Raw genomic sequence first — 19,603 nt, 5'->3', positions numbered from 1 at the left:
TCTACAATCGTGTGAAATCGAACATTCGACCGGCGAAACGGGACATTCGTTGAAGTGGTTGGGGCATTCGAGAACGAAATCGGGGCATTCGCTCGTTCAAATGGGTCACTCGCCCAAACAACCTAAATTGCTCCCTCTCCGCACTTTCTTCAAGGCTTTTGAGTAATAGAGAGGGACTTGAATTGTCTACAATCGTGTGAATTCGAACATTCGCCCAGCGAAATGGGTCACTCGTTGAAGGGGTTGGATCACTCGCACCTCGAAACGGGACATTCACTCGTTCAAACGGGTCACTCGAGGGCGAAAATGGGGCACTCGCCCAAACAACCTTAATTGCTTCCTTTCCGCACTTTCTTCAAGGCTTTTGAGTAATAGAAAGGGACTTGAATTGTCTACAATCATGTGAATTCGAACATTCGACCGGCGAAACGGGACATTCGTTGAAGTGGTTGGGGCATTCGAGAACGAAATCGGGTCATTCGCTCGTTCAAACGGGACATTCGAGGGCGAAAATGGGTCACTGCTCCTATCCATATCAAAAAGAGAAATCCCATACAAATGAGATTTCTCTTTTCTACTTATATTATTGCTGTGCAAAGACTTGCGTTGCGACAGAGCTATACCAACCAGTTGTCGGACTCTTCACTACGCCCACACCTACGCGATTGTAATTTTTATTGAGGATATTGGCTTTATGTCCTGGTGAGTTCATCCACATATTCATATATTGCGCTGCTGAACTCGCTCCTGCTGCAATATTTTCACCACTTGCCCAGTACCAGTAATTCCACTGATTTACGAGTGTATAATAAGGACCATATGTGCTTGTTGCATAATGTGAGAAGTAGCGATGTGTTATCATATCATATGCACGAAGTACGGCGATTTTTGATAATGTCTCATCTTTCACTAATGGTTGTGCGCCAACTTTAGCACGTTCTGCGTTCATAATCTTTAAAATTTCGTCTTGCTGTGCTTGAATTCCTTTTGATACAAAAGGATCGATATACGGTGGTGCTGTAATCCAACCGCTCGCAATTTTAATACGCTTATTTTTAATCGACGTACCTTCTACTTTTGAAATACCATATGTAGCTTTACCACTCGATGTTTTGGTAGAAGATGTTGCATAGACTGGCTTTGTTTCATGAATAAATACATAGTCCCCGACAAGACCTGTTTTAATCCAATGATTTGCTGATGTTTTATACCAGCCACCTGTTGATTTTTCAATCAACGATAGAGTCGTACCCGCTTTTTTCAGTGCATGACGACCATAACCACCTTTTACCGTGAAAGGTCTTGTATCTTCTTTTAGTTTATAACTTTTGGCTTTAACGATTACTTTTCTTTTTACTTTCAAAGTTTGTTTTTTTGAAATAGTAACTTGATACATATATGTGTATGTCCCAACTTTATTTGTGTTGGCTTTGCCTGTTATTTTAATTTTCTTTGTAAGGCTCTTACCTTTTGCATCAACAGCTGTTACACCTTTTTTTGGATCAAATGTACCTCCAAGTGTAATTGTTTTTGTTGTTGCCCCTTTAATTGCTGGCTTTGTTGCCGCTTGTGCAGCTGTACCAATTGTACATGTCATCAACATCGCAAATAGTACAACATATAGAACTTGCTTAAATGTGTTTCGCATCCTATTTCCTCCTACTAAAAAAACACTATACTACAATAGTAGTACAGTGCTTATCTTTTTTCATAAATTGTGTAACGGAAAGTAAAACCATTCGCTTCATGGTTTTCCGTTGTAGTCTTTTCTACCCAACCTTCATATGATGGGAAAAATGTATCGCCTTCAAATGAATGGTCGATTTTTGTAATGTATAGACGGTCTGCTAATGGCAATGCCTCTTTAAAGATTTGCTCGCCGCCAATCACCATCTGTTCTTCTGCATCTTTTGTCAGCTCAAGTGCTTCTTCTAAACTATGTACAATTTCTGCTCCTGCTGCTTCGTATGCCTTGTTACGTGTAATAATAATATTACGACGCCCCGGGAGTGGACGACCAATTGACTCAAATGTATTGCGTCCCATAATAATTGGTTTTCCCATTGTTTTTTCTTTGAAATACGCTAAATCGCCTGGTAAGTGCCACGGCATTTCATTATTCAGACCAATTACACGATTATTATCATGTGCTACAATTAAAGAAATCATCTCTTTACACCTCTCTTTCTATCTTTTCTATTCTAATAGAAGAAACACTGGATTTCACTCTTTTTCTCCATAATGAGTAATACATGCTAAAAATAGCAACTTTTCACACAATCTTCACTTTTGTTTTTCGATCTTTTTTGCTACTGTTAAAAAAAGGGAGTGAGTAAATGAAACTACTATTTGAACAAACTTGGGACAGAACCATTTCACATCAAGATCGCACATTAATTGAACAAATTTTCGAATATTGTAATAAGGATGTGTGCTATACACATATTCGAACAGCGATGAACCACAAGAATGAACAACTTGTCACATTACTTGTTCATAATACAACAGATTACACCATTACATTCCAAGAACGTTTTGTCCGCTTTGGTGATTTAGAGGGGATCTTTACGATTCCTAAACTAACTATTCCCCCTTACACGAGCATGCCCTGGACTTTCATTTTCAAATCATAACTAAAAAATCAGCTAGTATGCAGAACATCTAGCTGACTTTTTGTATTACACCGCAATTGGTGCTTTAATACTTGGGTGCGGATTATACCCCTCGATTTTTAAATCTTCCATTTCATAATCGAAAATAGATGCCTTTTCTTCATTTAATACAAGTGTTGGCAATTCGCGGTGTTCACGTGACATCTGTTCTTCCACTTGTGCTAGGTGGTTTTTATAGATGTGTGCATCACCTAAGGTATGAATGAACTCGCCTACTTCTAAACCACATTCTTTTGCGATTAAATGCGTTAATAGTGCATATGAAGCGATGTTGAATGGTACTCCTAAAAAAACATCTGCTGAGCGTTGATATAATTGGCACGATAATTTTCCGTCTGCTACATAGAACTGGAATAATGTATGACAAGGTGGCAATGCCATGTCATCTACTTCGGCTGGATTCCATGCACTCACAATATGGCGACGAGAGTTCGGATTTTCTTTAATTGACGTAATGACTTGTTTAATTTGGTCAATCGTTCCCCCATCTGCTGATGGCCATGAGCGCCACTGTTTACCATAAACAGGTCCTAAATCACCATATTTTTCAGCAAATGCCGCATCTTCTACAATACGTTCTTGGAATATACGCATCTGTTCCTCATAAACTGGCGCAAAATCTTCGTCTGTTACAGCACGACGTCCGAAATCTGTCATATCAGGTCCTGTGTATTCCTCGCTTGTCACCCATTTTTCAAATGCCCATTCATCCCAAATATGATTATTTTGTGCGATTAATGTACGAACATTCGTATCGCCCTTTAAAAACCATAATAACTCTGTCGCAATTAAGCGAAAAGCAGTACGTTTTGTTGTTAAAAGTGGAAAACCCTTTTGTAAGTCAAAGCGCATTTGATAACCGAATGTACTCCATGTACCTGTACCTGTACGGTCTCCTTTTGCATGACCTTCTTCTAATATATGTTGGCAAAGCGTTAAATACGCCTCATCTACGTGATTCTTCATTGTCATTCTCCTTAAAACTGTTTGTGTTTCATTATAACAAAACGAAAGGAACCGTACCATCCTTCATACGATTCCTTCCGTTACTTTATTCTGTAATAGCGTGTTTTGCTGCCTCTGCTTGATCCTCTTTTGAAGCTGGAATAATTAAGTTTAAAATTAGTACTGCGATTGCACCAACAGCTGTTCCTGATGATAAGATGTAATTCACGAAGTCAGGTACACTACTCATCACTTCTGCTGGAATCCCCATTGTACCAATTGTTAAAAGGATTGGAATCCCGATGACCATCATATTACGGTCATTAATTGTTACTTTTTGAATAACTTTTAAACCGTTCATGATAATCGCCACACAAACAATACCGAAAATAGCATTAATAACTGTCAGTGGTACACATGTAATAATTGTCGCTAATTTTGGCATTAAGCCTAGTAAGACTAAAATAATCCCTGCTGCAATGATTGCGCGTTTACTCGCTACTTTTGTAATTGCGATAATCCCTGCATTTGATGAATAACCTGTCATTGGTGTACCACCAGCGATTCCACCAACGAAACAGCCAAGACCTTCACCAACTGCTCCTTTATTTAAGCGTTTTTCATTCAACTTTTCGCCTGTTACGGTTGATACAACGAACCATGTACCTGTTGTCTCAATTAAGATAATGAAATAAATGAATACCATCGTTAAAACAGCTTGTAAATTAAACTCTGGTTTACCGAATGGGAATGCTGTCGGTAGAGAGAACCATTTCGCCTCTGCTACTTTCGCAAAACTAACTGAACCGAAGAATGATGCAACAATCGTTCCGACAATAATCGCAATAACAACAGACGTTAAACGGAAGAATGTACCTGAACCACTCGTTTTTCTACCTAATAACATCATAACAACTAAGACAATTGCTGTTACTGCCGATACGATTAAGTTTGTTTTTACATCGCCGTCATAAAGACTTGTAAAAGCTGTCGGCATTAATGAGATACCGACAATAACAATCACTGTCCCACCCACTAATGGTGGAATGATTTTCTTAACGGTTTTCGCAAATACTTTTAATGGATAACCAAGTAATGCAATTAACAATGCACCAGGTAATAATGCACCGAATACAGCTCCTAAACCTAATTTACCACCAATGGCTGCAAGGGCACCAACTGGAATGTATGATGGTCCTTGAACAACAGGTAGTTTTAGTCCCCCAACCGTTTGAATCAGTGTTGCAATCCCTGCTGCTAAAAAGCACATTTGTACGAAGAAAGATGTATCACTGCCTAATGCAAGTAAGCTCGCGATGATGATCGGTGCTATGTATAAATCCATGGCTAATACATGCTGTGTGCCAAGTAAAAACGCTCTCCCCCATCCAATCTTTTCATTCACCCCAATAAAATTGTTCGTGTTTTCCTTTGGATTCTCCACTTGAACTGCTCCTTTAATTTCAATTTACGTCTTAACAAGTTGTATGTACATCTTTTAAAATAAAGGGATTCGATTGTTCCCTTTCAAAACTATATTTGCATTATACAAACGTTTTTTTGAATTGTAAACACCAAAATACATACATTATTAAAATTTTAAACTTAAAATGTTCGTGTTTTATATTGACGACTCCTTTCTCTATCCTATAGAATAAAGCTATACCATTTAGCTAGTTAAGGAGTAGATGTACATTGATGAAAGATGAAGTTTTGCGTAACGATTGGATTGTCGTTTGCAAAGAGGAAGATGTAAAAGAACAGCCATTACAACAAATCGTACTTGGGGAACGTATTGTATTATTCCGTAACCGTAAAGGAATTCATGCATTCAAAGATTTATGTATTCACCGCGGAGCAGCACTATCGCTTGGTTGTGTAAAAGACGACCAATTAGTTTGTCCATATCATGGTTGGCAATATGATGATGAAGGTCATTGCACGAAGATTCCACAATTACCTGAGGGCAAACAAATTTCACAAAAAGCACAGGCATTCAAATATGGCTGTAAAGTGGCGTATGGTTTTGTATGGGTGAATTTAAATAATAATCATCCTGATTTTTTCCCATATGAAGAAGTGACAGGCGGCGAGTTCCGTAATGTATTATGGGGACCGCAATCTGTGGAAGCAAAACCACCACGTATTGTAGAGAACTTCTTAGATGTTGGTCACTTAGCGTTCGTACATGAAGGCTACTTAGGTGTACAAGACAAACCTGTTATTGGTGATTATCGCGTAATTACAGAAGACGAACGTATTTACACAACACCAATTGATGTCTTCCAACCTGATCCAGATGGTTCTGGACAATCGAAGAACGTGTACTATACATATGAAGTATTACGTCCTTTAACCGTTCGTTTCACAAAAGAAGAACCAAATAACGGGACGAAGATGACAATCCTTCTAACAATCAAACCAGTTGAGGAATTAAAGTCGGTTGCTTACGGTATTTTGTCGTTCAATTATGAAACAGGACAAACAGATGAGGAGATTGTTGCTTTCCAAGATATGATCTTCGCACAAGATAAGCCAATTGTTGAAAATCAAAAACCTGAAGAACTACCACTTGATTTACAAGCTGAATTATCGCTAAAATTCGACAGATTAAGTATTGCATATCGCCAATACTTGAAAAAAACGGGCGTTACACTTGGCGTTGAATAATACTCATATCCAAATCGAGAACTAGAAAACAACTTACTTTACTACAAAAAGGAATGTAACAGCTGTTACATTCCTTTTTTCTGTTTTATAACATTTTTGATATGGAATATTTTATAAATTAAACGTGTTTAATTGAGAATTTATTTAAAAAATACTCAAATTAGAGTAATTTTAAGATGAATTTTTTGTGCATATTTTTCAAAAAATATCCTTTTATTTATAAAAAACCTTGTAATTTTTGGAAAAAAACGAGCGAAAAACGCTAAAAATAAAAAAATTTTTCACGAATTTAGGGGTTGATTTTTTAAAAGTTTTACACGTTATTATTTTCTTTCCCAGAAAGTCTCAAAAATCAATCTTTTATTATTATTCAATAAAAAGAATTTTTATTCATTTTCAATCATTCTTTTTTTAATTAATAATAATTCTTTTTCATCTATTTATCGAGCTTTTTCGACACTCTACTAACACATCTCTAAAAAACCCATTGTATTAAGGTTGAATATTTTAGCACTAAAATATTTTATTCTAAATTATGACAATACTTTTTTGACCTATTTCCCAACTACTTTTTTCTTTATAAATAGCGATTTACAGCCAATTCACAGTGTTGACACATTTCTAACCTTCCGTTAATATTTGTACAGCAAACAGCTGTTGCGGCACTTAAAAAAATAAAAAAGGTCTCTCAGTTTTAAAAATGATTCATTCATACATCATATTTTAGCTTTCATACTAAAAATCAAAATATCATTTTTTTAACATTTCACAAATTTAGGCAGAGACTATAGAAAGAGGTCCATCAAATGAAAACAAAGAAAAAACTTCATTACGCTTGGGTAATTTTAATTGGTGTAGCTCTAATGGTCGGTTTAACTAAAGCTGGTTTATCGACAATTGGTGGTTTATTCCTAACACCGATTACAACTGATTTAGGTATTGGTATGGGTAGCTTAACGCTATACTTCTCAATCGCTTCAATTGTAACGATGTTCTTCTTACCTTTAGCAGGTAAAATTATTGCGAAATATAATGTTCGCGTTGTATTAGTAGTAGCTATGCTATTACAAGCTGGTGGTTTTGCAGCATTCGGTTTAATGAACTCTGTATGGGGTTGGTACATCTTCTGTATCCCAATGTCAATCGGTTCTGTATTCTTAACTCAAATCGCAGGTCCTGTTCTATTAAACAACTGGTTTAAAAAACATAATGGTTTAGCTTTAGGGATCATGGTAGCAACTGGTGGTATTATCGGTTCAATCTTACAACCTGCTGCTGGTAACTTAATCGCAGACGCTGGATGGCGTAACACTTACTTCATCTTAGCTGGTGGAGTTGCAGCAATCGTTATTCCAATTATCTTATTAACAATTCGTTTTGCACCAAAAGATAAAGGTTTACAACCATTAGGTGCTGAAGAAGTAACAGATGCACAAGGAAACAGTGAACCACAAGTAATCAGTGGCGTATCTTTCGCAAAAGCGAAAAAATCAACTGCGTTCATCGCGTTATTCTTGTTCTTCTTCATTATTACATCAATCGCTTCATTCAGTCAGCATTTAGCACCGTTCGCTATGACAAATGACTACTCAATCAAATTCGCTGGTACTGCTCTTGGTATCATGCAACTTGGTATCGTAGTTGGCGCACTTTCATTCGGTATTTTAGCTGACAAAATTGGCGCTCGTAACACAGCAATTTTTGCAATGATTTTAGGTGTTGTACCAATTATCATTTTCTTATTAGTTCCACAAAGCCCTGCTATGTTCATCGTAGGTGTAACAATCTTCGGCTTTATAACATCTTCATTAGGTACATTAGGACCGTTATTAACTTCTTCATTATTTGGTATGAAGGATTATGCTCAAATCTACTCTCTAGCTGCAATTGGTCTTGCAGTAGCAGGGATCTTAGCGTTACCAGCATACGGTTTCATGTTCCAATTAACAGGTTCTTATAATTCTGTACTATTCGTAGTACTTGCTTTATTAGTAATTAACATCTTATTAATTATCTGGGCATTCGTTGGCAAGAAAAAATTACTTGCTCAAGGCGCTTGGGAAGAAGTGGCTGTTACAACAGAAGCTCCAAAAGAAGCAGCTGTTGCAGCAGAACCAAAAAACGCTTAATTCGTTCAAATAGGTAGAAACACATTTTACTCACGTTGTTTTTTATAGAAAAAGACGAGGACATAAACTGTTCTCAGTCATACAAAAAGGAGATTGCCTATGCAGTCTCTTTTTTGTATGACTTTTTTATAAAATAGCAAGCAACTTGTGTGTGGCATGCCGAATTTAATGGATTGTAAGGTAGAAGGTGTTTATCTAAAATATATACTTGCTCTATTTAAATCAAGGCCTCCTATTATTTTTACTAAAATTTACATTTATTAAAAAATAAGTTATTCTTATGTTGAGCAAAGAAGTCTTCGCTAACCTCAATAAATCAGAATTCAAGCGAAATTGGAGAATCACGATGAAGAAAAGCTACTCACGTTTATCATTATTGTTTAGTTTTTTAGGTATTATAATTATTTTTCTTGGTATCAAACAATCTTTCATCATAATGTTTTTGGGAATTGTTCTATTAATAGCTACATTCGTAATAGGTGCGATAGCAGTTGTTAAACGTGAACGTAGTAGTCTCATTATCTGGTCACTTTTTATTATATTTCTGTTCATATTACCATTTGTAAAACCATCTAATGCTTCTTTCACTGATTGGTTAGCCGTTCAACATCAATTCGATTGCCAAGACAAAGCATGTGTATCGAATACAGAAGATGAAAAAGGCTTTTTCTTATTGAAGGGATTGGCATTCTTGGTGGGTACACAACTCTTACATATAAAACTGTATTTGAATAATAACAATGAAACCATCAAAACATGTCATTTCGCAACAAAAAATCGGAACCACACCACAGTACGGTTCCGATTTTTTATTTACTTCAATTCTTTTTTCATCAAATCATAGCCACTTACATCATGCATGAGTTGTGTAATCAGCTGTTCTCTTGCTTCTTCATTAAATACTTCAATTTCTTCATTAGAATCACGTAGATAGTTTTTAGGCCATGATTTTTCGCGCTCTTTTTTTAATTCATTTAAAACAGCTTGATTCAAAGCAATCTCTTTTTCTTCTGCATCTACTGCTTTATAGAAAGCTTCATCAAAAAGGTACTGCGCTTCTGCCCACTTGCCTTTTGACTGTTGAATGGCTTGGCGAGCTACATCGATATAGATTTGTTCAGTTGGTGCTAAATCTGTCACTTGTACTACTTCGTAAGTGACACTGACTCCTTCTTCAGTATCTAATGTGATGGTTTGTCCCTCTTTCACAGATTCAAGGGTCGACCATTTACGCTCTAAATATTTCGGTAATAGTGCATCATCTTGTATTAGCGTTATCATCGTTCCATCTTCTGCTTCTAGTCGAATCTTTTGATCATGCTTATTTAAATGATTTGGTTGAAGCTGTGCAACTGCTTCTATACGAATAAATGGTAGTAAATCATCAAACAGTGCTGGTTGCGTATTATAAAGTAAATTCAAGTGGTAGGCTGATTCACTGAAAGGATGCACACCTTGTTCGTAATATTGTTCTTGAAGCTTTGGCTGTTTTTTCATCCAATTTTGAACTAATGGAAAATACAGTGCATGCTGGAATTGTTCTTCTTTCGGAATCTCATTCCACTCACGTTTATTATAGGCTTGAATTGATTCCTCACTCGTGTCTTTATAGTCTCCCTCTTTATTAAAACCATCTTCATTAAAGCCTTGTCGATTATAACCATAGCGGTCATAACCATCTTCATCATATCCTGCTGCATCATAACCATAACGGTCGTATGGCGATTTAAAATGCGATGGTTTACCTTCATGTGTAGTACCTTCTTTATTTATACCTAAACGGTTAAAACCATCTGGATCATACCCTTCTCGATCAAAACCATTCCGGTTATAACCACGTCGATCATACCCTTCTTTGTCATACCCTTCTTCATTAAAGCCTTCTTTTTTCACATAACTTGCAATGGTCTTTTCAATTTGTTTCTGACTTTCTTCTATATATATGGTAAAACTCTTGTATTTAACCTGATACATCATAAAATCTTTTGCTAATGTATAATTTTTGGCTTGTTGTTCTGTACGTGTATACTCTTTGTTGTCTGCCGATTCTGTACAACCAGTTAATAGTAAAGTACCGCACAATAAACTAGCTGTAACGATTTTTTTCATACAATCCTCCTCTTTTTTGACTGTACGTTTACAGTAACAAAATGGTAGTTGGTTGTAAATGTAAATCCAAAAGTTCTTATTATTTTTCGTAAAAAGCTATTGTCTAATTTCGTCTTTTAATGTTATACTATATTCACTTACTAATACATTAGCACACTAAAGTGTTTACTTAAAAAAGGGAGCGAATAAATATGAAAAAGATGGGCCTTATTTTTACGCTACTACTTGCTTTGTCAGTTGTTTTAGCAGGTTGTGGTACATCAAAAGCAGATAACTCAGATAAAAAAGAATTGGTAATTGGTGTTGATGATCAATTTGCACCAATGGGATTCCGAGATGACAAAAATGAACTAGTTGGTTTCGATATCGACTATGCAAAAGCTGCAGCAAAAGAAATGGGTTACACAGCGAAATTCCAACCAATCGACTGGTCAACAAAAGAAGCTGAATTACAAAGTGGACGTATTGATTTAATTTGGAACGGTTATACAATTACAGATGAACGTAAACAAAAAGTATTATTCTCTAAACCTTACTTAGAAAATGCACAAGTAATCGTAACAAAAGCTGATTCACCAATTAAAAAATTAGCTGATTTAAAAGGTAAAAACATCGGTTTACAAGCACAATCTTCAGCTTCTGAAGCATTGAACGCAAACCCAATTAAAAAAGACGTGAAAAACGTGAGCGAATATAAAGATAACGTACTTGCACTAAACGATTTAAAATCAGGTCGTACAGACGCAGTCGTTATTGATGAAGTCGTTATTGATTACTACATGAAAAAAGAAAAAGGCACATATACATTACTTGAAGAATCTTTAGCACCTGAACAATACGGTATTGGTGTGAAAAAAGGTAATGAAGAATTATTAAACAAGTTACAAAAAGCACTTGATACAATGAATACAAATGGCGAAGCTGAAAAGATTTCAAAAGAATGGTTCGGTGAAAGTAAAGTATTAAAGTAAAAAGGTCGTAACACGTCGACAAGTGTGAGAAATTGACACTTGTCGACTTTTTGTGAACACGATACACTTACAAAGGAGCTTTTTACAAGAAATGAGGAGGACAATTTATTTATGAGCTTTGATTATTTTATGTCTGTACTAAAACCCATGCTGACAGGCGCTCAAATGACACTACTGTTATTCTTTATTACGATTATTTTGTCAATTCCACTTGGCTTCTTAGTCATGTTGGCACAAAAAAGTGCATTTAAGCCACTTGCATGGTTAGCGCATACATTCGTTTATGTTATGCGTGGTACACCGCTATTATTACAACTGATTGTTGTTTGTTTTGGTCTTCCTGTCATTCCAGGTATTGGCGAATATTTAGTATTGGATCGTTTCACAGCGGCAGGAATTGCATTCGTTTTAAACTATGCAGCTTACTTTGCGGAAATCTTTAGAGGTGGCGTATTATCAATTGATAAAGGTCAATACGAAGCTGCACAAGTGCTTGGATTTAATAAATTCCAAACATTAACGCGTATTGTCATTCCACAAATGTTCCGTATCGCCCTACCAGCACTTGCAAATGAGTCGATTACATTAATGAAAGATACAGCACTTCTATACGCAGTGGCAGTTCCTGAATTACTACACTATGCACAGACAGCTGTAAATCGTGATTTAAACTTCTTCCCATTCGTTATTGCGGGTGTCATCTATCTATTATTAACTGCAGTCTTAACATTCATCTTTAAACTACTCGAAAAGAAATTTTCATTTGAATAGGAGGGATTTTCATGGCTATTATTGAAATTAATCGTTTAAAAAAATCATTTGGTCAAAATGAAGTATTAAAAAGTATTACGTTCTCTGTTGAAAAGAATGAAGTTGTAGCAGTGATTGGCCCTTCTGGTTCAGGTAAAAGTACAATGCTCCGTAGTCTTGTACATTTAGAGAAAATTGATGGTGGTTCGATTGCCATTGACGGCGAATACCTTGCAAAAGATGGTCACTATCCGAAAGCAAAGGATATTCGTACGATTACAGCGAAGACGGGTATGGTGTTCCAACATTTTAACCTCTTCCCACACTTAACGGTTCAAGAAAACTTAGAAATGGCACCTCGTCTTGTGAAAAAACAAGAGAAACAAGCGCTTCGCCAAAAGAGTAGCGAACTATTACAAAAAGTAGGTTTATCAGATAAGGCTGAGGCGATGCCAAATAGTCTATCAGGTGGTCAAAAGCAGCGTGTCGCCATTGCGCGCGCATTAATGATGAACCCTGAACTACTATTATTCGATGAACCGACTTCTGCACTAGACCCTGAATTAACAGGTGAAGTGTTAAAAGTAATGAAAGATTTAGCGCGTGAAGATATGACGATGATTGTCGTAACGCATGAGATGGCATTTGCGCGTGAAGTTGCCGATCGTGTTGTCTTTATGGCAGATGGTGAGATTGTAGAAGCAGGAACACCTGAAGAAATTTTCGACAACCCGCAACACGAACGAACAAAAGCTTTTTTAAGTAAGAATTATAAATAAAAATAACCCCTATCAAATCGTATATAAATTTGATAGGGGTTATTTAATTTGTTTTCTTTTAACGACGCTGCCATTTCGGTATTTTTTGTCGTTGTCGCCATGAATAGATGAGGAATATAACCCATGTAATAACCGAAACCCATAAAGCATATGGCCAGTACGGTGGACGATAGTATAGTTCTACTTCGTGCTTCCCTTCTACCTTCATCGGTACACCAACAAAAGCATAGTTCACTTTTTCGACTGCTACTTTTTTTCCGTCTACTTTAGCATGCCATCCCTTTTCGTAAGGAATCGACGATACGAGTACATCGTCTTTTTTCACATTTACTTCACCTTTCGCCTCGCCGTGGTTCCACGAGACATCTGCTTCATTCTTTTTATTATAAGCTGCATTTAATGTTGTATAATCCTCATCATAAATCGCTACATCTTTTAAACGATACGTTCCCTTTGGTAATTCAATGAGTAATTGGTTTGAGGCATCAATCGCTAATGTAATATGATTATAGTTAGTACGGTAAATTGAATTTGACTTTTTCCTCGTTGTACGATACTCATTCGCTTCAATCGTAAAACCAGTATAATTTCGAATGCCCTCAATATACATTTGAACATACATTGTTTTAGCACCCATAATTGGTGCAAGACTGAATGCTACACGACCTTTATCTTGATTAATAATTAATTCTTCACCATCCCAATACCCACCTTGTACCGTATTGCTTAGAATCTTACGTTTTTTGACTTTCGGTGCTTTTTCCTTACCATCTGTCATAATAACGCCATCTAGCATTGCGTGTTCTTTCGCAAGAACCGGTGCATCGTCTAAATCAGACTGACGATACGTTTTTGTCGCAATACGAAATACAGGTAAATATTGGTCATTTTCGTAAATTTGCGTATTTTCATTTACCTTTACGAGACGGTAATTATATGGTACTGCTTCATTCGACTTTTCACGCATATAGAATTGAACTTGCTGCATCGCCATTAAGTTTGTGCGATTACCAAGCGTTCCATAACGACTAACACTTTCACGTGCCATATCAATTTGCAAGTCACGTAAATACCATAATAGTAAATCTCCATTTAGAATACTGGAGTAAATACTCGTACCGCGGAAGTTTTGAACCATCGGTGTATTATTACGATAAGGTACCATCCAATCAATGCGTGCATCTTTTGAAACTTTACGTTGTTGCATCCATTTGACTGCTTGTTGTTGCTCATTCGAATGATACGCTTCTGATGTGATAAAAGACTTCGTTGCAACACCTGTTTTTGTTAAATCTTCTGAAAAAATATTGGCTTCGATTATACTAAACACGAGAATACTTGCTGAAAACCAAATGAGTGGTGCACGATACCACTGTGTAATAGCGAAAATAACAAGCCATATAGCTGTGGTAATCAGTAATGGCACAGATGATTCATATTGTGGTATGAGCCATATAAAGAGACTCCATAGTGCTATGAAGCCAATGACTCCATAAACAATCGTACGATCTCGACGCCATTCTTCAAAATACTTAATCGCTACACCAAGCATCCCTGCAAAACTTAAGATAACAATCGATTCCCAGCGCTGTTGTGGTGCTGAAAAACCATTAAAGATACTGCCGATATATGGAATAAAGTGCGCAATGATTCCTACCCCTGCAAAAATTGCAAAGAAGCGGAATGTACGATGACGATATAACGGTTTGATAAAGAATAAAATAAAGATAAAAATCGGTAACCATAAAACACGCGGACTCATGATGATGGCGTCATTGATTTCAAAACCTTTGATTGTGTCTTGAAATGGCGGTCTCACATTATTTATAAATCCATAAGCAGCTGGTATAAACGCAAAACAAGCAAGAGCAAAGCTGATGATGCCACTTGCGATATATCGCTTTAACTGCTCAAAAGTACTTCTTTCATTATCTGTTAGATGCATAAATTGACGTACAATCATGTAGATTACTGCGGTTAATAATACAACATAGGATAAATAAAAGTTACTAATCATCATGAGTGCTGCTGATAGTGTAAATACAAATAATGATTGTTTACGTATAATTCGCTCGACACCAATTAAAATAAGCGGTAACCAGAACATCGCATCCGTTAAAATATCCCAGTACATCTCATGTCGGAAGAAAAATGGACTTAGTGCATAAAAAACGGCACCAACATATGCCCCGCGAATGGATTGTAAGATTTGCTTTAAAAATATATACGCAACAAACATGATGACCGTTTGTTTAAATATGCTCATTGGTAAGACGAGCATCATCCAGTAATCAAAATCTGGCGTAAATTGAAAAAGAGTTGCAAATCCCCATGTGATTGCAACCCATGGTAAGAAAAAGAGATTCGTTGTGAAATAATAAGCGAGCGAACTAAAAAAATCGCCACCTAGTCCGAAATCAGCAGAATAGAAAAAACGTCCTTCTGCATATTGATTATAAATAAATTGTTTAAAAGGCAGCATTTGTGACAAGCCGTCATTAATCCCCTTCATTACAGTACCTTGTTGCCAGGTAATTATGTAAAAAAGATGTGCCAATAAAGAGATGATGAGCATGCTTATTAGCACAACTCCGTTGACCCTTCTACGCTTCTTTTGAAACACGGATAATCCTCCTTGTCACAACAAAAGTAATCGGAATACTAATTAATACTGTTGCAATCGGTGCAAAATAAGGTGATACAAACAGCCATTCCACAAATACAAACATACCAATCGTTTGAATGACGATATTCGTTACTTGTGTTAATGGAAAGAGTAAAAATGATTTCCATGATGGTTTTTCCTCATACGTAAAGTATACATTCATAAAATACGAACCAATCATACTGTTAAATGTCGCCACAATATGACTGAGGAGATAAGGCCATTCACATACTGTATAGAGTAGCAGATACCATAAATAATAATGGCCCGTATTCAGAACACCTACAATGATAAATTTGATATATTCTTTTCTAGTATTCATACACACGACTCATTTTCTATTTTGAATTGACCTTACTCTTCTCCATACTTACAACACGTAATGCACGATTCACATTCGTTTCGCCTACGATATAGTGCGGTCTTCTTTTTACCTCACAATAGATGCGTCCGATATATTCGCCAATTACGCCCAAACTCATCAACTGTAAACCTCCTAGCACAAGAATGGCAGAAATCGTTGTAAAGTAGCCAGGTACGTCAATTCCTTTGAAAAAGATTCCTCCAAGCATAATTGCGATATAAGCAATCCCTGAAAGCATCGTCAATAACCCTAAATATAGACAGATGCGAAGCGGTTTTGTATTAAAGGATAAAATACCATCTACTGCGTACGAGAATAACATACTAACGGACCATTTCGTTTCGCCAAATTGACGCTCGACATTTTCATAGTAGATATTCTTTTTTGATAATCCAATCCATTCGAAAAGCCCTTTTGAAAAGCGATTATTTTCACTTAAAGATAAAAGTGCATCAACTGCTTGGCGACTTAATAGACGGAAATCTCCTGCGCCATTTTGCAATTCTACTGTACTTAATTTATTCATCATTCGATAAAAAGTGTTTGTAATACCACGATAAACCATACTCTCTCCACGACGATCGCGGCAAGCAATGACTTGGTGATACCCTTCTTCGAAACCTTTCATCATGTCCATTATTAAACTTGGCGGATGTTGTAAATCACTATCCATTAAGATGACTGCATCTCCCGTAGCATGTTGTAAACCTGCATAGATAGCCGCTTCCTTACCAAAATTCCTTGAAAAAGATACGTAGTTCACGTGATTATCTTTTTGCTGTAGTTCTCTGATACGTTCTAGCGTTCGATCTTTACTCCCATCATCGACATAAATAAATTCGTAGTCGTATTTGGACTCTCGAACCTCCCGATCAATCGCTTCGTAAATTCGTGGCACATTCTCTTCTTCATTGTATGCCGGTAGAATAAACGATATTTTTGACATATAGCTTCCTCCTTACAGCAAGACTCTTTTATTATCTTATCCTAAAAATAAATACTTTAAACATGGTTGCTAGTTTTTACTAAAATATTAAAAAAGTATTTTTATGGAAAAGACAATCATTTTATTATTTTTACATACTTTTACATTTAGAACAATCCTTCTTTACAATTATTCTGTATAGTAAAATTATCAAACTAAAGGAGGATTTACCTTTGAAAATCATATCAAAAAAATTACTCTCTACTTTTGCTGCATCTGCAATAGCATTCTCTACCATTGCAGCTGTACAAACGTCTGATGTCTCTGCTGCAACAAAGAAAAAACCAACTACACCTGAAATTAAAAATGTCATTTTTTTAATAGGTGACGGTATGGGAACATCCTATACATCTGCTTATCGTTACTTACAAAATAGCTCATCGACTAAATTTGTCGATAAAAGTATCTTTGATCGCTATTTAGTTGGGCAACAGATGACGTATCCTGAAGATCCAACGCAAAATGTAACAGATTCTGCAAGTGCAGCTACTGCCATGTCTGCCGGTGTTAAAACATACAATGCAGCAATCGCTGTTGACAATGACCGTTCAAATGTGAAAACCGTTTTAGAAGCCGCAAAAGAACAAGGTAAATCAACTGGGCTTGTTGCAACATCTGAAATTACACATGCAACACCAGCTGCTTTTGGCGCGCATGATGAAACGCGTAAGAATATGAATGGGATTGCAGATGATTATTTTGATGAAAAAATTAAAGGTAAACATAAGATAGACGTTCTACTTGGTGGTGGTAAAGCGAACTTTGTACGAACAGACCGTGATTTAACAAAGGAATTTAAAAAAGCAGGTTATCGTTATGTCACATCAAAAGATCAACTTCAAAAAAATACAAATGAAAAACTACTTGGATTATTTGCAGATGGTGGATTGGATAAAAAAATTGACCGCAATAGTTCGACTCCTTCTCTCGGTAATATGACGAATGCAGCATTAAAACAATTATCTAAAAACAAAAAAGGTTTCTTCTTAATGGTAGAAGGCAGTCAAATTGACTGGGCTGGACATGATAATGATATTGTCGGTGCTATGAGTGAGATGGCAGATTTTGAAGATGCTTTCGAAGCAGCTGTAGAGTTCGCTAAAAAAGATAAACATACATTAGTTGTGGCAACAGCTGACCATTCAACGGGTGGATTCTCGGTAGCACAAGGTGGCGACTATAATTGGAATCCTGAAGTGATTCGTTCCATTACAAGAACGCCTGACTTTATGGCAGAACAAATTACAGACGGTGTCGCACCTGAAAAAGTATTAAAAAAATACATTCAATTCCCTCTGAGTGAAGAAGAAATTCAATCTGTTGTCGCTGTAAAAGAAAAAGATGTAACAACGATTGATAACGCTATCGAAAAAATTGTCAATCAGCGCTCTAATACCGGTTGGACAACAGGTGGACATACAGGTGAAGATGTAAACGTTTATGCATATGGACCAGGATCAGACCAATTCCGCGGGTTACTTGATAATACTGACCAAGCAAAAAAAATCTTTAAGATTATTGAAAAAGGTGCGAAAAAACAAACGGTCATTAAAGACCGCTAAGGAATACGGGGGCAATTCTATATGAATTGTCTCTGTTTTACATAGGAGGCTTATATGAAAAAATGGATGTATGGTAGTTTATTTTTGTGCTTATTACTCGCAGGTTGCACGTCACAAGCTGAAACAAAACCAGAAAAACAACAAGAAGATTATCGGACAGATTATACGGTCAACCCTCAAGTACCCGATGATACGAATTTAAAAGAACAAGAAGATACCGTTCGTTCTCGCCTGGGTGTTGCTACATTAGAGAATGCTTCATTCAAAGTAGATACGTATAATTTAGGTGATATAAAATTGACCGTTCACGAAACAAAAATTTTACAACTGACACCTTCTCACAGTATGATTGATTATTTTCATGGATTAACAGACCGTACTACTTTTCCGATTGCGAAAGTATTTGTGACAATCGAAAATACCGGAAAGAAAAAAATTCAGTTTGCGCCATTTGCTGTTGCTTCTTTAGGAAAACAGATGTGGACACATGAGCAAGAAGTCTATTTAGATAATTTGAATGGTACTTATCTTCCTGGTGAAATAAAGCGTGGTAATTTAGGCGTTATTTTACATGAAAAGTCAGCAGGAACAATCCAAGTGAAGACAACAGATGTTCTTGATGAAAAATCTAAAAAAATTCAAAAAGCAGCTGATTGGCAAATCATTCTGCCAAAATAGAAAATCAGACTGGGATGAAATATGTCACTTTCTTTTTTAGCGTTCACAAAGAAAAACTGGAACCGCGTCACAGCGCGATTCCAGTTTTTCTTATGCTCATATAGGAGGGTATTTTTACACTCATGTCTCAATCTGATTTTTACCTAATAAAAAAGAGAAACTGCGCGTAGCAGCCCCTCTTTAGTTCACTGTTTTAAAAAATCTTAGTACCAGCCGTTTGAAACCCAGAATTGTTTTGCTTTTTCCCATGAACCGTAGCGTTGTTTCACATAGTTATCCGCTACACGTTCTTGGTTAGCTGCTGAATAATCACCATTTAAATAT

16 protein-coding genes are annotated in these 19,603 nt (G+C 36.4%); 8 read left to right on the top strand and 8 right to left on the bottom strand.

All coding sequences use genetic code 11. The features are described 5' to 3' along the window. Positions 1 to 583: 583 nt before the first annotated feature. Positions 584 to 1,648: a CAP domain-containing protein gene (locus ACKVQX_RS06675; protein ID WP_068454042.1), complete on the bottom strand. Its 1,065-nt coding sequence runs from the start codon at positions 1,646 to 1,648 to the stop codon at positions 584 to 586. A gap of 50 nt (positions 1,649 to 1,698) precedes the next feature. Further along, entirely contained in the window at positions 1,699 to 2,169 is a 471-nt protein-coding gene (folA, locus tag ACKVQX_RS06670; RefSeq protein WP_068454045.1) for a type 3 dihydrofolate reductase, read from the bottom strand. A gap of 167 nt (positions 2,170 to 2,336) precedes the next feature. Here folA and ACKVQX_RS06665 point away from each other — a divergent pair, with 167 nt between their 5' ends. Continuing rightward, entirely contained in the window at positions 2,337 to 2,633 is a 297-nt protein-coding gene (locus tag ACKVQX_RS06665; RefSeq protein ID WP_068454048.1) for an SLAP domain-containing protein, read from the top strand. Positions 2,634 to 2,678: 45 nt separating this feature from the next. Here ACKVQX_RS06665 and ACKVQX_RS06660 read toward each other — a convergent pair whose 3' ends face one another. Both ACKVQX_RS06660 and ACKVQX_RS06655 read right to left on the bottom strand, forming a co-directional pair. After that, a complete protein-coding gene (locus ACKVQX_RS06660; RefSeq protein ID WP_068454051.1) occupies positions 2,679 to 3,638 on the bottom strand; it encodes a thymidylate synthase in 960 nt (319 codons plus the stop codon). An 85-nt stretch (positions 3,639 to 3,723) separates the two neighbouring features. Then, positions 3,724 to 5,061, bottom strand: coding sequence for a uracil-xanthine permease family protein (locus ACKVQX_RS06655; protein ID WP_068454054.1), 1,338 nt, complete (start codon positions 5,059 to 5,061; stop codon positions 3,724 to 3,726). A 254-nt stretch (positions 5,062 to 5,315) separates the two neighbouring features. Between ACKVQX_RS06655 and ACKVQX_RS06650 the strand changes: the two genes are divergently transcribed. Then, a complete protein-coding gene (locus ACKVQX_RS06650; protein ID WP_141274129.1) occupies positions 5,316 to 6,287 on the top strand; it encodes an aromatic ring-hydroxylating dioxygenase subunit alpha in 972 nt (323 codons plus the stop codon). 806 nt (positions 6,288 to 7,093) lie between these two features. Beyond that, positions 7,094 to 8,416, top strand: a complete 1,323-nt coding sequence (locus ACKVQX_RS06645; protein ID WP_409136127.1) for an MFS transporter — start codon at positions 7,094 to 7,096, stop codon at positions 8,414 to 8,416. Between the two features lie 813 nt (positions 8,417 to 9,229). Here ACKVQX_RS06645 and ACKVQX_RS06640 read toward each other — a convergent pair. After that, positions 9,230 to 10,525 (bottom strand): hypothetical protein, encoded by a 1,296-nt coding sequence (locus ACKVQX_RS06640; protein ID WP_338838814.1) that lies wholly within the window; start codon positions 10,523 to 10,525, stop codon positions 9,230 to 9,232. Between the two features lie 191 nt (positions 10,526 to 10,716). On the opposite strand from ACKVQX_RS06640, the gene ACKVQX_RS06635 reads away from it, so the two are divergent. From ACKVQX_RS06635 to ACKVQX_RS06625, 3 genes are all read left to right on the top strand, one after another. After that, complete coding sequence (locus tag ACKVQX_RS06635) at positions 10,717 to 11,496, top strand: amino acid ABC transporter substrate-binding protein (protein ID WP_285216116.1); 780 nt, start codon at positions 10,717 to 10,719, stop codon at positions 11,494 to 11,496. Between the two features lie 111 nt (positions 11,497 to 11,607). Next, positions 11,608 to 12,267 carry an amino acid ABC transporter permease gene (locus tag ACKVQX_RS06630; RefSeq protein ID WP_068454066.1) on the top strand — a complete coding sequence of 220 codons (660 nt, stop codon included), beginning with the start codon at positions 11,608 to 11,610 and terminating at the stop codon, positions 12,265 to 12,267. An 11-nt stretch (positions 12,268 to 12,278) separates the two neighbouring features. Further along, positions 12,279 to 13,025: an amino acid ABC transporter ATP-binding protein gene (locus ACKVQX_RS06625; RefSeq protein WP_087680571.1), complete on the top strand. Its 747-nt coding sequence runs from the start codon at positions 12,279 to 12,281 to the stop codon at positions 13,023 to 13,025. A 58-nt stretch (positions 13,026 to 13,083) separates the two neighbouring features. Here the strand turns inward: ACKVQX_RS06625 and ACKVQX_RS06620 are convergent, their stop codons facing one another. Genes ACKVQX_RS06620 through ACKVQX_RS06610 form a run of 3 tightly spaced genes read right to left on the bottom strand, consistent with a single transcriptional unit; the run spans position 13,084 to position 17,000 of the window. Continuing rightward, on the bottom strand, positions 13,084 to 15,648 hold the full coding sequence (locus ACKVQX_RS06620; RefSeq protein WP_409136126.1) for a YfhO family protein: 2,565 nt from the start codon (positions 15,646 to 15,648) through the stop codon (positions 13,084 to 13,086). Then, positions 15,629 to 16,012, bottom strand: coding sequence for a GtrA family protein (locus tag ACKVQX_RS06615; RefSeq protein WP_068454075.1), 384 nt, complete (start codon positions 16,010 to 16,012; stop codon positions 15,629 to 15,631). The genes ACKVQX_RS06620 and ACKVQX_RS06615 overlap by 20 nt, the downstream gene beginning before the upstream one ends. Positions 16,013 to 16,028: 16 nt before the next feature. Then, complete coding sequence (locus ACKVQX_RS06610) at positions 16,029 to 17,000, bottom strand: glycosyltransferase family 2 protein (protein WP_068454078.1); 972 nt, start codon at positions 16,998 to 17,000, stop codon at positions 16,029 to 16,031. 212 nt (positions 17,001 to 17,212) lie between these two features. On the opposite strand from ACKVQX_RS06610, the gene ACKVQX_RS06605 reads away from it, so the two are divergent. Further along, positions 17,213 to 18,601, top strand: coding sequence for an alkaline phosphatase (locus ACKVQX_RS06605; RefSeq protein WP_068454081.1), 1,389 nt, complete (start codon positions 17,213 to 17,215; stop codon positions 18,599 to 18,601). A gap of 54 nt (positions 18,602 to 18,655) precedes the next feature. Next, the gene (locus ACKVQX_RS06600) at positions 18,656 to 19,279 is read left to right on the top strand and encodes a hypothetical protein (protein ID WP_141274137.1); all 624 of its coding nucleotides are present in this window, start codon (positions 18,656 to 18,658) and stop codon (positions 19,277 to 19,279) included. The last annotated feature ends 324 nt before the right edge of the window (positions 19,280 to 19,603 follow it).

The organism is Kurthia sp. ISK08 (genome assembly GCF_046159805.1).
In the GTDB taxonomy this organism is placed as follows: domain Bacteria; phylum Bacillota; class Bacilli; order Bacillales_A; family Planococcaceae; genus Kurthia; species Kurthia gibsonii.
This window is presented reverse-complemented; position numbering and strand designations above follow the sequence as displayed.

Excerpts from the sequence above, each read along its gene's own strand:
- ACKVQX_RS06675 (WP_068454042.1), bottom strand. The coding sequence starts at position 1,648 with ATGCGAAACACATTTAAGCAAGTTCTATATGTTGTACTATTTGCGATG.
- ACKVQX_RS06600 (WP_141274137.1), top strand. The coding sequence starts at position 18,656 with ATGAAAAAATGGATGTATGGTAGTTTATTTTTGTGCTTATTACTCGCA.
- ACKVQX_RS06640 (WP_338838814.1), bottom strand. The coding sequence starts at position 10,525 with ATGAAAAAAATCGTTACAGCTAGTTTATTGTGCGGTACTTTACTATTA.
- ACKVQX_RS06615 (WP_068454075.1), bottom strand. The coding sequence starts at position 16,012 with ATGAATACTAGAAAAGAATATATCAAATTTATCATTGTAGGTGTTCTG.
- ACKVQX_RS06645 (WP_409136127.1), top strand. The coding sequence starts at position 7,094 with ATGAAAACAAAGAAAAAACTTCATTACGCTTGGGTAATTTTAATTGGT.
- ACKVQX_RS06630 (WP_068454066.1), top strand. The coding sequence starts at position 11,608 with ATGAGCTTTGATTATTTTATGTCTGTACTAAAACCCATGCTGACAGGC.
- folA (WP_068454045.1), bottom strand. The coding sequence starts at position 2,169 with ATGATTTCTTTAATTGTAGCACATGATAATAATCGTGTAATTGGTCTG.
- ACKVQX_RS06650 (WP_141274129.1), top strand. The coding sequence starts at position 5,316 with ATGAAAGATGAAGTTTTGCGTAACGATTGGATTGTCGTTTGCAAAGAG.
- ACKVQX_RS06610 (WP_068454078.1), bottom strand. The coding sequence starts at position 17,000 with ATGTCAAAAATATCGTTTATTCTACCGGCATACAATGAAGAAGAGAAT.
- ACKVQX_RS06635 (WP_285216116.1), top strand. The coding sequence starts at position 10,717 with ATGAAAAAGATGGGCCTTATTTTTACGCTACTACTTGCTTTGTCAGTT.
- ACKVQX_RS06660 (WP_068454051.1), bottom strand. The coding sequence starts at position 3,638 with ATGAAGAATCACGTAGATGAGGCGTATTTAACGCTTTGCCAACATATA.
- ACKVQX_RS06625 (WP_087680571.1), top strand. The coding sequence starts at position 12,279 with ATGGCTATTATTGAAATTAATCGTTTAAAAAAATCATTTGGTCAAAAT.
- ACKVQX_RS06665 (WP_068454048.1), top strand. The coding sequence starts at position 2,337 with ATGAAACTACTATTTGAACAAACTTGGGACAGAACCATTTCACATCAA.